Origin of the sequence: Cupriavidus sp. USMAA2-4, assembly GCF_001854305.1 — a bacterium.
Classification (GTDB): Bacteria; Pseudomonadota; Gammaproteobacteria; order Burkholderiales; family Burkholderiaceae; genus Cupriavidus; species Cupriavidus malaysiensis.
Genome location: NZ_CP017748.1, coordinates 111,864 through 124,283 on the forward strand (window position 1 = coordinate 111,864; position 12,420 = coordinate 124,283).

Below are 12,420 nucleotides of genomic sequence, written 5' to 3' on the forward strand. Positions count from 1 at the left end.
GATCCGGGGCGGGGTGCGGTCTGCCGGCGCGACGTGGCGTGCGCGCGGCGCGAAAGCGCCAGGTGGCGGATCCGCGGCGCCGTGGCGCACGCTGCCGTAGCGGCAGGCAAGGGCCGTATTATAGAATGCGCGTCGATCCTGCGCCGCACCGGCGCGGCGTGCCGCGGGCCGGAGGCCCGCTCCGCGCCAGCCGCCTTTCCCTCATCCATTGCCACGCCCAGCGTCCTGCCCGTGTCCGACCGCCGCTTTGCCCTGATCCCCTGTGCCGGTACCGGCAGCCGCGCCGGCGGTCCCTTGCCCAAGCAATACCAGACCGTCGCCGGCCGCCCCATGCTGTGGTACGCGCTGGCTGCCTTCAGCGCCTGCGAGGCCATCAGCGGCACGGCACTGGTGCTGGCCCCGGACGACATGCCGCTGGCGGCACGCTTCGGCGCCGATGCCTTTGCCGGGCTGCGTTTCGATACCGCCTTCGTGGGCGGCGATTCGCGCCACGCTTCGGTGCTGGCGGGCCTGCATCACCTGGCGCAGATGGGCGCCAGCGACCGCGACTGGGTGCTGGTGCACGACGCGGCCCGTCCCGGGCTGACGCCGACCATGATCCATACGCTGATCCGCGCGGTGGAGGGCGATGGCCCCGACGCCGCCATCGGCGGCATCCTGGCGGTGCCGGTGCCCGATACGCTGAAGCGGGCCGGCGAGGACGCGCGCATCGGCGCCACGGTGGCGCGCGATGGCCTGTGGCAGGCGCAGACGCCGCAGATGTTCCGCATCGGCGTGCTGCGCCAGGCGCTGCAGGATGCGCTGGCCGAGGGCGCGGTGGTGACCGACGAGGCCAGCGCGATCGAGCGGCTGGGCCTGCGTCCGCGCCTGGTCAACGGCTCGCTGCGCAATTTCAAGGTCACCTATCCCGAAGATTTCGCGCTGGCCGAGGTGTTGCTTGGCGACCCGGCGGCCGGCGATTCTCGCAAAGGAGCGAACCAGGCATGACACCCTTCGACATTCGCGTGGGCCAGGGCTACGACGTACACGCCCTGGTGCCGGGGCGCAAGCTGATCCTGGGCGGCGTGGAGATTCCGCACGATCGTGGCCTGCTCGGCCACTCCGATGCCGACGCGCTGCTGCACGCCATCACCGACGCGCTGTTCGGCGCGGCCGGGCTGGGCGACATCGGCCGCCATTTTCCTGACACCGATCCGCAGTTCGCCGGCGCCGACAGCCGCGTGCTGCTGCGCGAGGCGGCCCGCCGCGTGCGCGCGGCCGGCTACGAGATCGGCAACGTCGATGCCACGGTGATCGCCCAGCAGCCCAAGCTGGCGCCGCATATCGGCGCCATGGTGGACAACCTCGCGGCCGACCTCGACCTGGCGCCGGGACGTTGCAACGTCAAGGCCAAGACCAACGAGAAGCTGGGTTTCGAGGGCCGCCAGGAAGGCATCGTGGCGCAGGCCGTGGTGCTGCTGTGGCGCGGCGCACTGGCCACCAGCGCGCAGGACTGAGCGGAGCGGCGGCAGGCGCCGCCGTTCAGCTTGCCGACGTTGCCGGCGCCTGGTTCTCGGCCGGCGACAGCGGATAGCTGAAGTCGATCACGCGCGCCAGAGGGCCGCTGCGTGAGCCGGCTTCGGTGCGCCGTACGAAGCCCATGCGCTCGCAAAGCTGCACGGCCGAGCGCATCTCGGGCATGGCGCGCACCAGCAGCGTGGCCGCGCCGATGTCGCGCGCACGCTGGATGCAGACCTGCATCAGCGTATGGCCCAGCCCCAGGCCGCGCGCTTCCGGACTGACCGACAGCAGCCGCGCCTCGGGCAGCGCCAGCGTGACGGTGCTGCCGTCGAGTGCCGGCAGGGTGGCGCCGGGATGGCAGAACAGCACGGCGCCGCTGATGCCGTGATCGGTCTCCGCCACCCACCATTCCATGTCGGCGCCGGACGCGGCCAGCACCGACTGCATGCCGCGCTGGAACGAGGCGCGGCAGTCTTCCATGATTTCCAGCTCGTATTGCGAGTAAGCCTGCTGCGTGACGGCGGCGATGTCGCCCCAGTCCTGCACGGTGGCGAGACGGTAGCGGAAGCGCGGGGAAGTGTGTGAGGGCAGGGAACTCATGTCGGCGGTGTGGTGGGCGCGGCGGGCGCTGTCTCCTTTTTCCTGGATTGTAGGCCGTCCGGCGCCCGCGCGCAGCCCGTCGCATGGCGTGGCACAGGGTGTCGCACACCAAGCGGCAGGTCAGCGGGTCGGCCGGGCGGCGCCGGCAAGAAAAAAACGCGCTCCCGCCAGGGGAGCGCGCTGGAGGACCGCCCGCTGCGGGGCGCCTGGCGCAAAAGCGCCGGCCCTGGGAGCCGGCGCGCGGCAGTCTTACTCGGCCGCGATCACATTGGCCGCCGCCGAGATCACGGCGGCGATGCGGCCGACGTCGCGCAGCTGCTGGGTGGTCATGCCCTGTTCGTCCTTCAGCAGCTTGTAGTGCGACTGCACGCAGAAATGGCACTTGCCGACGATGGAGGCGGCCAGCGCGTACATCTCGAAGCGGCGCTTGTCCACGCCGCCATGGGTGGCGTAGGCGTTCATGCGCAGGCCGGCCGGCTGGCTCGACAGGTCGGCGTCGCCGGCCATCTCGACGTACGGATACCAGACGTTGTTCATGCCCATCAAGGAGGCGGCGGTCAGCGCGCCGTTGGTTTCCTCGGGGGACAGCACACCGGCGTTGCGGATGGCGTCCACGATGATCTTGCTCTTGGCGGCGAAGGCGGCTGCCAGGGCCACGCCGACCGCGTCATTGCCTTCCAGCGAGGAGCGGGCGATGGTGCCGTCCACGTTCAGGCGGATGTCCTTGGCGTAGTCGGGGATGAGATTCTTGATCGTCGCGAGGAATTCCATAAAATTCTCCTATCGTTCGGGGCTCAAAAAACCCGCATCAGCGGGTTTGGCTGCACGGGGCGGGGCCCCGCGCAGCCGCATCGCGTACGGCTGCCGGCAGGGCATGCCGGCAGCGCGCGGCTGCATCGCCTGGCTGTGATTACAGCGTGGCGCCGCCGACAGCGCGGTTGCAGGGGCACAGCTCGTCGGTTTGCAGGCCGTCCAGGATACGCAGGACTTCGTCCGGGTTGCGGCCGACGTTCAGGTTGTTCACCGACACGTGCTGGATCACGTTGTGCGGGTCGACCACGAAGGTGGCGCGCAGGGCAACGCCGGCTTCCTTGTCACGCACGCCCAGCTGGTCGACCAGCGAACCGGTCACGTCGGCGAATTGCCACTGGTTCAGCTTGTTCAGGTCCTTGTGTTCGCGGCGCCATGCCAGCTTGACGAACTCGTTGTCGGTCGAGCCGCCCAGCACGATGGCGTCACGGTCGGCGAAGTCGTTGTTCAGCTTGGCGAAGGCCACGATTTCGGTCGGGCACACGAAGGTGAAGTCCTTCGGGTAGAAGTAGATGATCTTCCACTTGCCTTCGAACGACTTTTCGTTGATGTCTTCGAAGGCCGACTGACCGTTCTCTTCGTGGTTGTTGAAACCCGGCTTGACGCCGACGACGTTGAAGGCTTCGAGCTTGTCACCAACGGTCTTCATAGACACTTCTCCTGATTGGGTTAAGAGAGACGCACGCGATGCGCGGTCCGGCCTGGCCGGCCTGGGCTGCGCAATGCAATGAGTGCTGATTATGCGTCATCCCGGCCGGCGGGGCTAATTGATATTCTCAAACAGGGCGATAGGCAGGCGTGTGACAGGATGCGGAATCGCGGCGAAGCGTGCGGTTTCCAGCACCGGCGGGACGGCGGCGGGCGCATGCCCGGGTCTGGCGCGGAGGGTCGCGCTGCACTGCAGGAGGCCGGGAGCCGGGGGAGGGGCGGCGCCGATGGCGCCAGCCCCTGTCCGTTCGGAAGGGATCCGGCAGGGAAGCGGAAGGGAAGCGGCAGGGAGAGGGCGCGAGCGGCGCACCGGCGTGCGCCGCCCGTTCGTCCGGTCCGCCTGACTTCAGGCCGTCTGCAGCGCCGATTGCTGGCGGCCGCGGCGCAAGATGGTGAGGGTGGCGATCAGGCCGCACACCGCGGCGAAGGTCAGCCACAGGCCGGGGGCGGCCTTGTTGCCGGTGGCGTGGATCAGGTAGGTCGAGATGGCCGGGGTGAAGCCGCCGAACAGCGCGGTAGCCAGGCTGTAGGCCAGCGAGAAGCCGGCGGTGCGCACGGCCGGGGGCATCACTTCGGTCAGCGTCACCACCATGGCGCCGTTATAGCTGCCGTACAGGAAGGACAGCCACAACTCCACCATCAGCAGGCGGCCGAAGGAGGGCTCGGCGACCAGCCACGATACGGCCGGGTAGGCGGTCAGGATGGTGGCGGCGGTGAAGAACACCAGCAGCGGCTTGCGGCCCAGCCGGTCCGACACGGCGCCCATCAGCGGCAGCCAGATGAAGTTGGACAGGCCCACGCACATCGTCACGATCAGGTTGTCGACGTCGTCCAGCTTGAGCACGGTCTTGCCGAAGGTCGGGGTGTAGGCGGTGATCATGTAGAACGACACCGTGGTCATCACCACCAGCATGCAGCCGGCCAGGATGATGCCCCAGTTCTCGGCCATCGAGCGGTAGATCTCGCCCACGCTCGGACGGTGCTTGCGCTGCTTGAATTCCTCGGTTTCTTCCAGCGAGCGGCGGATGATGAAGAGGAAGGGCACGATCATGCAGCCGATCAAGAAGGGCACGCGCCAGCCCCAGGAGGTCATCTGCTCGGGGGCCAGGGTGGAGTGCAGCACGACGCCCAGCAGGCCGGCGAAGATCACCGCCACTTGCTGGCTGGCCGACTGCCACGCCACGTAGAAGCCTTTCTGGCCGGGCTTGGCGATCTCGGACAGGTAGACCGAGACACCGCCCAGTTCCACGCCCGCCGAGAAGCCCTGCAGCAGCCGGCCGAACAGCACCAGCAGCGGCGCGGCGACGCCGATGGTCGCGTAGCCGGGCACCAGCGCGATCAGCAGCGTGCCCATGGCCATCAGCATCAGCGTGACGATCAGGCCCTTGCGGCGGCCGTGGTGATCGATGTAGGCGCCGAGGAAGATGGCGCCGAGGGGGCGCATCAGGAAGCCGGCCCCGAAGGTGGCCAGCGACAGCATCAGCGAGGCGAACTCGCTGTGCGCCGGGAAGAACGCCTTGGCGATGGCGGCGGCGTAGAAGCCGTACACCATGAAGTCGTACATTTCCAGGAAGTTGCCGCTGACCACGCGGAATACCGTGCGGAACCCGGATTGACTATGGGTGGGGGTAGCTGACATGACTGTCTCTCCAACGCTCCCGGTGGGTTCCGGGGGCCTGTTTTCTGAGGTGCGCGTGGTCCGCGCGGATCTTGCTGCGGGCGTTGGCCGGAGGCCGGTGGAGACGTGGTGTCTGGCGCCCGCTGCGGTGTGCGGCAAGTGTGCGCCCAGTCGCTGTCAATTCGCTGTCAAAGCCCTTTCAACTCCCTATCATAGGCTGTCAAAAGCCTGTCAGCGGGGGAGGAAAGTGGGGGTTGACCGTCCTCGCGCGGCAGGGAGTGCCGCGCGAGGCGCATTTGGACGCTGCGGGGGAGATCGGGACGACAAGGCCGCGCGGGAAAGCGGCCGCGCGGCACCGGTGGGCTCAGGCGCGCTCAGGCGCGCCGGAAACAGGCGCTGACTACCAGCCCGGTGGCGGGCGGCGGGCGGTTGGCGAGCAGCAGGCGGCCGCCGCTGCGCTGCAGGATGCGGTTGACGATGGACATCCCCAGCCCCGTGCCCTTGGCTTCGCTGCGCGCGCTGTCGAGGCGGTAGAAGGGCCGCGTGAGCAGGGTGAGCTGCGACTCGGGCACGCCGCCGCCGTGGTCGGCCACTGTCAGCACGGCTTCCTTGTCCTGCACGTGGGTGCTGATCTCCACCTCGGCCATGCCGCTGTCCTCGTCCTTGCCGTAGCGGCGCGCATTCTCCACCAGGTTGTCGAGGATGCGCTGGATCTCCATGCGGCTGGCCACGGCCATCACCGGCTCGCTGGCCCGCACGCGCACGCGCACGTCGTCGTGCGCGGCATAGACGCCCACCGCTTCCTGCACCAGCGCCGACAGGTCGACCGGCTCGGCGCTTTCCTGGGGCGGGCGCGCATAGTTGAGGAACTGGCCGATGATGGCATCCATCTGCTCGATGTCGGCGATCATCGCGTCGCGCGTGGCTTCGTCGGCCGGCGACAGCTCGGTCTCGAGCCGCAGCCGCGTCAGCGGGGTTCGCAGGTCGTGCGAGATGCCGGCCAGCATCACCGCGCGGTCGTCGTCGAGCTGGCGCAGGTCACGCACCATCTGGTTGAAGCTGTGGTTGGCCTGCGCCACTTCGCTGGCGCCGTGCTCGGGCAGCGGCGGCGGGTCGCCGCCGGCGCCGATGGCGCGCGCGGCGTTGGCCAGGCGCTTGAGCGGGTAGTTGACGCGCGCGGTGATGAAGGCCGCGCCGAAGATCGACAGCAGCAGCGCGGCCACGCTCCACCACAGCCACTGCACGCCGGACACGCGCTCGAAGCGTTCCGGGCTGATCGCCACCCAGTAATCATCCCCCTCGATCTCGAAGCTGACCCAGATGCCCGGGATGTCGTTGACCGTGGTGGCGATGACGGTGTCCTCGCCCAGCCGGTTGCGGATCTCCTGCTGCACCAGCTGGGTCAGGAAGGGATTGGCGTTCGGGACCTTGAAGTCGTCTTCTTTCTCGCGCGGGTAGACCTTGATGCCTTCGTTCTGCACCAGGTCGAGCAGCAGGAAGCGCCGGCGCGCGGGGTCGGAGTAGAGCAGGGCCGCGCGCGTCAGCTTGACCACGCTGACCACCTGCATCGCCACCTGCTGGGCGCGCGGGGCGCGCTCGAACAGGCGGTAGCTCTGGAACCAGATGACCAGCGACAGTGCCAGCAGCAGGGCGATCAGCATGAAGGTCCGCCAGAACAGCGAACCGAAGAAGCGCGTGGCCGTGCGGCTGAGGGCAGTCGCCACGATGGAAGGGGCCGGAAGGGAAGCGGTTGTTGGTAAGCGCGAAGCGGGCCGGTCGCCGGCGTACCTGGGTACGCCGGGCCGGATCACTTGACGCCGTCGGGGATGAAGACGTAGCCGAGGCCCCAGACCGTCTGGATGAAGCGCGGGTTGCCCGGGTCCGGTTCGATCAGCTTGCGCAGGCGCGAGATCTGCACGTCCAGGCTGCGATCGAACACCTCGTACTCGCGGCCGCGCGCCATTTCCATCAGCTTCTCGCGTGACAGCGGCTGGCGCGGATGGCGGGCGAACACCTTCAGTACCGAGAACTCGCCGGTGGTGAGGGTGATTTCCTCGTCGTTCTTGGTCAGCGTGCGGGTGGCCAGGTTGAGGACGAAGTCGCCGAAGGCGAAGGTTTCCGGCGTCTCGGACGGCGCGCCCGGGACTTCGGCCGGGCCCTTGCGGCGCAGCACGGCGTGGATGCGCGCGATCAGCTCGCGCGGGTTGAACGGCTTGGGCAGGTAGTCGTCGGCGCCCATTTCGAGGCCGACGATGCGGTCGACATCCTCGCCCTTGGCGGTCAGCATGATGATGGGCGTCTGGTCGTTGGCACCGCGCAGCCGGCGGCAGATCGACAGGCCGTCTTCGCCGGGCATCATCAGGTCGAGCACCAGCAGGTCGAAGCGTTCGCGCAGCCAGAGCTTGTTCATGGCGGTGGCGTTCTCCGCCACCAGCACCGTGAAGCCCTGCTCGCCCAGATAGCGGCGCAGCAGGTCGCGCAGACGCGGATCATCGTCCACGACAAGAATCTTGTGGCTGGTATTTTCCATGGCGGTATCTTAGCGACTCTCGCTTTCGCTCAAAATGGCTTAACAAAACGTTACATACTTTACCCCGACGTATGGCAGCGCGCAGGGGTGCCACCCTTACACTGCTGCGCATACCGCTCCCGCGCCCATGGCGCGTTGGCGCGCCGGTACGCGGATTCCAGCCCGCACGGTGCGCCAGGGGAGGCCGGATTCCCGGCTTGCGGCGGCATGGATGCCGCCATTATGCCAAGCCAAAACCGCCATTATCGATGAAAGTGAACCGCAATCGGCCCTGGCTTGCCTTGCGTCGCGCGGTCGGCGCACGCTTGTGCTTCGCGCTGGCCATGACGGCACTGTTCGCCTGCCCCGGCGCCCAGGCCCAGTCCGCCGGCATCAGCCGCTTGCTGCATGGCGGCGACGCTCGTGCCGAACGGCTGCGCAAGCACGAGGGCCGGCGCCCGCCCGAGCGGGAGCGGCGGCGCTTCGAGCGCGACAACGGCGAACGCAGTGAACGCGGCGCCCGCGGCGACCGTGGTGAGCGGCTCTCTCCTGACGAACGCCGCCGCTTGCGGCAGAACCTCTACGACCTCGGCCGGGAAATGTACGGCGGCGCCTGAGCGCCGCGCCGCCGCATCGGGTCGCGCCGCATCGGGCGCGGCCTCGCCGGGCTCGCGCCCGCGCGCCTCAGGCGTCCTGGCGCGGCTGGAAGTGGCGCAGGAAGTCCACCAGTACTTCGGCCGCGAGCTGGGCGTCCTCGGCCGTGATGGTCTCCAGCGGATTGTGGCTGATGCCGCCGTTGCCGCAGCGCACGAACAACATGGCGATGTCGGTGATGCGCTGCATCATCATGGCGTCGTGCCCGGCGCCCGACGGCAGCTCGAAGGCCTGCAGGCCGCGCTTGGCCAGCACGGTGGCGAACTGGTCCATCAGCCAGCGGGCGCAGGGGGCGTTGTTGACGGGGGTGACGCGCTCCACCTGGGCGCTGACGCCGCGCCGCGCGGCGATGCGCTCGATGCCGGCCAGGATGTCGGCGATGGCCGCCTCGCGGATGCCGTCCTCGCCGGCGCGGATGTCCATCGAGAAATGGCAGGCGCCGGGAATCACATTGCTCGAACCGTTCGGCACCTCCAGCTGCCCCACCGTGCCGACCAGGGACGCTACCTCGCCGCAGCGCGCTTCCACCAGCAGCACCATCTCGGCGGCGGCCGCCGCCGCATCGGCGCGCAGGTTCATCGGCGTGGTGCCGGCGTGGCTGGCGGTGCCGCCGACGCGCACCTGGAAGCGGCTGCTGCCGGCGATCTGGGTCACCACGCCGAGCGGCAGGCCGTGGTGCAGCAGCACCGGCCCTTGCTCGATGTGCACCTCGATGAAGCCCAGCAGGCTGGCCGGATCGACGGCCGCGGCCGCCAGCGCGGCGGCAGCGCCGCCGCCGGGCAGGCCCGAGCCCGCCAGCGCTTCGCCCAGCGAGATGCCGGCAGTGTCGCGGCGCTCCAGCAGGGCCGGGTCGAAGCGGCCGGCCAGCACGCTGCTGGCCAGGAAACTCGTCTTGAAACGCAGGCCTTCCTCTTCGGCGAAGGCCACCACCTCGAAATGGTAGGGCAGGCGGATGCCGGCGCGATGCAGCGCGTCGACCACCGCGATCGGCAGCAGGATGCCCAGGCGGCCGTCGTAGCGGCCGCCGTTGCGGACCGTGTCGAAGTGCGAGCCGGTCATCAGCACGCGCGCGCCGGGGCCGGCCTCGGCCGCCGCCGCATAGCGGCCGATCACGTTGCCGATGGCGTCGACGCGCACGTCCATGCCGGCGGCTGCCATCCACTCGGCCAGCAGGGCCTGGGCGGCGCGGTGGGCGGGCGTCAGGTAGGCGCAGGTGAGGCCGCCCTCCATGTCGGAATGGCGGGCGAGCTGGTCGGCGCGGTCGAGGATGGCCTGGCCCAGGGAGGGCAGGGATGCGGTCGGGGAGGCTGGCATGGCGGTGTCGGGAACTTCGGGGGTGGACTTCGCGGGGCAGGACCGGGGCGGCACGGTGACGGCCAGGGCAGGCTGCCCGGGCCGCCAGCGCCGCCGGGGCCATCGTGGTGCCGCGGCGCTGTGGCGCAAACGGCCATTTTGCCAGTGCTTGGTGCCAGCGTGGGGAGATTCCGGCGCGTGCGCCGGCCGGCGGTGGCCCGGTGTCGGGGCCCGGCGCCGGCTCAGCGGTTGGCCAGCCAGGTCTTCCAGGCGATCCAGAGCTTGCGCAGCGGCGTCAGGCCGATGCGCTGGTGCAGCACCTGGAAGCCGCTGGCCTCGATTTCATCGAGCAGCGTGTGGTAGATCGCCCCCATCACCAGGCCGGCGCGCTGGGCGCGGCGGTCGGCGCGCGGCAGCAGCTCGAGCGCTTCGCGGTACAGCGCGCGGGCACGGCCGGCGTGGTACTGCATCAGCGCGGTGAAGCGCTCCGAGTAGACGCCCTTGAGGACCTCGGAGGCCGGCACCTCGAAGCGCTGCAGCGTGTTGACCGGCAGGTAGATGCGGCCGCGCCGGGCATCCTCGCCCACGTCGCGCAGGATATTGACCAGCTGCAGCGACTGGCCGAGTTTTTCGGCGAACTCGAGCGTGCGGGCATCGGTGTAGCCGAAGATGCGCGCGCTCATCACGCCGACCACGCCGGCCACGCAGTGGCAATAGCGCGTGAGGCCGATCTCGTCGAGATAGCGTGACTGCGTGAGGTCCATCTCCATGCCGTCCAGCACCTCGCCCAGCTCGCCCGCCTGCAGGCCGCAGGCCGTCAGGTGGGGCTGCAACGCCTGCGTGACGGGATGGCTGGGCTTGCCGTCGAACAGGCGCGCCAGTTCGGCGCGCCACCAGTCCAGCCGCTGGTGCGCCACGCCGGCGTCCTGGGGGTCGTCGACCACGTCATCGACCTCGCGGCACCAGGCGTAGAGCGCGGTGATGGCGCGCCGGCGCTCGGCCGGCAGGAACAGGAAGCTGTAATAGAAACTGGAGCCGCTCTGGGCGGCCTTGTCTTGGCAATACTGGTCGGGCGTCACGCCAGGCTCGTGTGGGTGGTGTGGGGGCGGGCGCGCGGCGGCGGGGGCGTCAGCGCGTGCGTCGAGAGACGGCGCCGGCACATGGCGGCCGTGGCGTCCGCCGCCCGGGATAGGGAAACGGGCCGGATTGTAGCACCGCCGCCACCTTGCCCGGAGCGCGCAGGCGGCCCCCGGCCGGCCCGCGCTCGGGGCGGGTGTGGCTGCCGGCACCCGTTGCCGGCGCTGCCTGTCGTTTGACGCACCCGGCACGGCTCGCTATATTACTGACCGCAAAGTTAGTTATGCGGACCGGCCTCCCCGGCGGTCCTGCCCACCGCGGCCGGCGCCGCGGCCAACCGGGCCCGCTCGTGGCCCGTCTCGGATCTGAAGCTCACCCATGCCAGTGTCTTGTCCCGGGCCGGACGCCGCGGCCGAAGTCGAGGTTTGCCCCGTTTCCTTTTCTGTTGCGTCGCAGGAAAGTCCGCCTGCCGGCGGCGCCAGGCCGCGCCGGCGCGTGGCCGGCCGGCTGCTCGCCTTGGCCGTGTCCGGCCTGGCCTTGCTGGCTTCCGGCTGCGGCAAGCAACCGGCGCCGGCCGAGGTGGTACGCCCGGTGCGGCTGCTGCAGGTGCGCGCGGATGCGGGCAGCACCGCGCTGTCGTTTTCCGGCGAGGTGCGGCCGCGCGTGGAGTCGCGCCTGGGCTTCCGCGTGGCCGGCAAGATCGCGGCGCGCCTGGTCGACGCCGGCGCCACCGTGCATCGCGGCCAGCCGCTGGCACGGCTGGACGTGACCGACCTCGGCCTGGCGGAGGCCGGCGCGCGCGCGCAGTTCGATGCGGCCAAGACCGACCGCGACCTGGCCGCGTCCGACATGAAGCGCTACGACGAGCTGTTCGCCAAGGGCTTTATCAGCCCGGCCGAGCAGCACCGCCGCCGCGCCACCCTGGACGCCGCCGAGTCCAAGCTGCGCCAGGCCCAGGCCAGCCTGCGCAACCAGGCCAACCAGACCGGCTACGGCGTGCTGCATGCCGATGCCGACGGCGTGGTCACCGCCATCGATGCCGAAGTCGGGCAGGTGGTCAGCCCCGGACAGTCGGTGATCCGCGTGGCGCAGACCGCCGAGAAGGAGGTGGCGATCGGCCTGCCGGAAGACCAGGTGGACGCGCTGCGCGGCATCACCGAGGTCAGCGTCCATACCTGGGCCGAACCGGGCCGCGTCATGGCCGGCCGGGTGCGGGAGATCGCCGGCGCGGCCGATCCGGTCACCCGCACCTATGCCACACGCGTCAGCATTCCGGCGGCCCCGGCGGACCTGAAACTGGGCATGACCGCCGTCGTCACCTTCGAGCGCGACGGGCCGGCACCGGTGATCCGCGTGCCGCTCACGGCGCTGTACCAGAGCGGCGGGCGCGACCAGGTGTGGATCTACGAGCCCGGCCGCGACGGCTCCGGTACCGGCACGGTGCGGCCGGTGCCGGTGGTGCTGGGGGCGCCGGAGGGTAACGACGTGGTGGTGAGCCGCGGGCTGGCGGCCGGCCAGCGCGTGGTGACGGCCGGCGTGCACCTGCTCAAGCCGGGGCAGATGGTCAAGCCGCTGCAGGGCATGGCGCCTGCCGTATCTCCCGCCGCAGCGCCGGCATCGGCCGCCGCCGGCGCGCGCGGCTGAGGGCCCG

12 protein-coding genes are annotated in these 12,420 nt (G+C 70.2%); 4 read left to right on the forward strand and 8 right to left on the reverse strand.

From position 1 onward, the window contains the following. Positions 1-231: 231 nt before the first annotated feature. Complete coding sequence (gene ispD, locus BKK79_RS00565; protein ID WP_156811246.1) at positions 232-987, forward strand: 2-C-methyl-D-erythritol 4-phosphate cytidylyltransferase; 756 nt, start codon at positions 232-234, stop codon at positions 985-987. Beyond that, the gene (gene ispF / locus BKK79_RS00570; protein ID WP_071012991.1) at positions 984-1,496 is read left to right on the forward strand and encodes a 2-C-methyl-D-erythritol 2,4-cyclodiphosphate synthase; all 513 of its coding nucleotides are present in this window, start codon (positions 984-986) and stop codon (positions 1,494-1,496) included. The genes ispD and ispF overlap by 4 nt, the downstream gene beginning before the upstream one ends. Before the next feature lie 25 nt (positions 1,497-1,521). Here ispF and BKK79_RS00575 read toward each other — a convergent pair whose 3' ends face one another. From BKK79_RS00575 to ompR, 6 genes are all read right to left on the reverse strand, one after another. Further along, positions 1,522-2,100, reverse strand: coding sequence for a GNAT family N-acetyltransferase (locus tag BKK79_RS00575; protein WP_071036760.1), 579 nt, complete (start codon positions 2,098-2,100; stop codon positions 1,522-1,524). Positions 2,101-2,349: 249 nt separating this feature from the next. Then, positions 2,350-2,871: a carboxymuconolactone decarboxylase family protein gene (locus tag BKK79_RS00580; RefSeq protein WP_071012988.1), complete on the reverse strand. Its 522-nt coding sequence runs from the start codon at positions 2,869-2,871 to the stop codon at positions 2,350-2,352. Positions 2,872-3,010: 139 nt separating this feature from the next. After that, on the reverse strand, positions 3,011-3,559 hold the full coding sequence (locus tag BKK79_RS00585) for a peroxiredoxin (protein ID WP_071012986.1): 549 nt from the start codon (positions 3,557-3,559) through the stop codon (positions 3,011-3,013). A 405-nt stretch (positions 3,560-3,964) separates the two neighbouring features. Beyond that, positions 3,965-5,257 (reverse strand): MFS transporter, encoded by a 1,293-nt coding sequence (locus BKK79_RS00590; RefSeq protein ID WP_071012984.1) that lies wholly within the window; start codon positions 5,255-5,257, stop codon positions 3,965-3,967. Between the two features lie 353 nt (positions 5,258-5,610). Beyond that, positions 5,611-6,960: an ATP-binding protein gene (locus tag BKK79_RS00595; RefSeq protein ID WP_071012983.1), complete on the reverse strand. Its 1,350-nt coding sequence runs from the start codon at positions 6,958-6,960 to the stop codon at positions 5,611-5,613. Positions 6,961-7,043: 83 nt separating this feature from the next. Beyond that, on the reverse strand, positions 7,044-7,766 hold the full coding sequence (gene ompR, locus BKK79_RS00600; protein ID WP_006576352.1) for an osmolarity response regulator transcription factor OmpR: 723 nt from the start codon (positions 7,764-7,766) through the stop codon (positions 7,044-7,046). Positions 7,767-8,089: 323 nt separating this feature from the next. Here ompR and BKK79_RS00605 point away from each other — a divergent pair, with 323 nt between their 5' ends. Next, on the forward strand, positions 8,090-8,362 hold the full coding sequence (locus BKK79_RS00605; protein ID WP_231907911.1) for a hypothetical protein: 273 nt from the start codon (positions 8,090-8,092) through the stop codon (positions 8,360-8,362). A gap of 67 nt (positions 8,363-8,429) precedes the next feature. Here BKK79_RS00605 and BKK79_RS00610 read toward each other — a convergent pair whose 3' ends face one another. Both BKK79_RS00610 and hpnD read right to left on the reverse strand, forming a co-directional pair. Beyond that, positions 8,430-9,713, reverse strand: a complete 1,284-nt coding sequence (locus tag BKK79_RS00610) for a Zn-dependent hydrolase (RefSeq protein WP_071036762.1) — start codon at positions 9,711-9,713, stop codon at positions 8,430-8,432. Positions 9,714-9,934: 221 nt separating this feature from the next. Continuing rightward, positions 9,935-10,771, reverse strand: a complete 837-nt coding sequence (hpnD, locus tag BKK79_RS00615; RefSeq protein WP_071012977.1) for a presqualene diphosphate synthase HpnD — start codon at positions 10,769-10,771, stop codon at positions 9,935-9,937. 376 nt (positions 10,772-11,147) lie between these two features. Here hpnD and BKK79_RS00620 point away from each other — a divergent pair, with 376 nt between their 5' ends. Continuing rightward, positions 11,148-12,413 carry an efflux RND transporter periplasmic adaptor subunit gene (locus tag BKK79_RS00620; RefSeq protein WP_071036764.1) on the forward strand — a complete coding sequence of 422 codons (1,266 nt, stop codon included), beginning with the start codon at positions 11,148-11,150 and terminating at the stop codon, positions 12,411-12,413. Positions 12,414-12,420: the final 7 nt, after the last annotated feature.

Bases quoted from the DNA above. Each gene is read 5' to 3' on its own strand.
- BKK79_RS00605 (WP_231907911.1), top strand. From the start codon at position 8,090: ATGACGGCACTGTTCGCCTGCCCCGGCGCCCAGGCCCAGTCCGCCGGC.
- BKK79_RS00585 (WP_071012986.1), bottom strand. From the start codon at position 3,559: ATGAAGACCGTTGGTGACAAGCTCGAAGCCTTCAACGTCGTCGGCGTC.
- BKK79_RS00590 (WP_071012984.1), bottom strand. From the start codon at position 5,257: ATGTCAGCTACCCCCACCCATAGTCAATCCGGGTTCCGCACGGTATTC.
- BKK79_RS00610 (WP_071036762.1), bottom strand. From the start codon at position 9,713: ATGCCAGCCTCCCCGACCGCATCCCTGCCCTCCCTGGGCCAGGCCATC.
- ompR (WP_006576352.1), bottom strand. From the start codon at position 7,766: ATGGAAAATACCAGCCACAAGATTCTTGTCGTGGACGATGATCCGCGT.
- ispF (WP_071012991.1), top strand. From the start codon at position 984: ATGACACCCTTCGACATTCGCGTGGGCCAGGGCTACGACGTACACGCC.
- BKK79_RS00575 (WP_071036760.1), bottom strand. From the start codon at position 2,100: ATGAGTTCCCTGCCCTCACACACTTCCCCGCGCTTCCGCTACCGTCTC.
- BKK79_RS00620 (WP_071036764.1), top strand. From the start codon at position 11,148: ATGCCAGTGTCTTGTCCCGGGCCGGACGCCGCGGCCGAAGTCGAGGTT.
- BKK79_RS00580 (WP_071012988.1), bottom strand. From the start codon at position 2,871: ATGGAATTCCTCGCGACGATCAAGAATCTCATCCCCGACTACGCCAAG.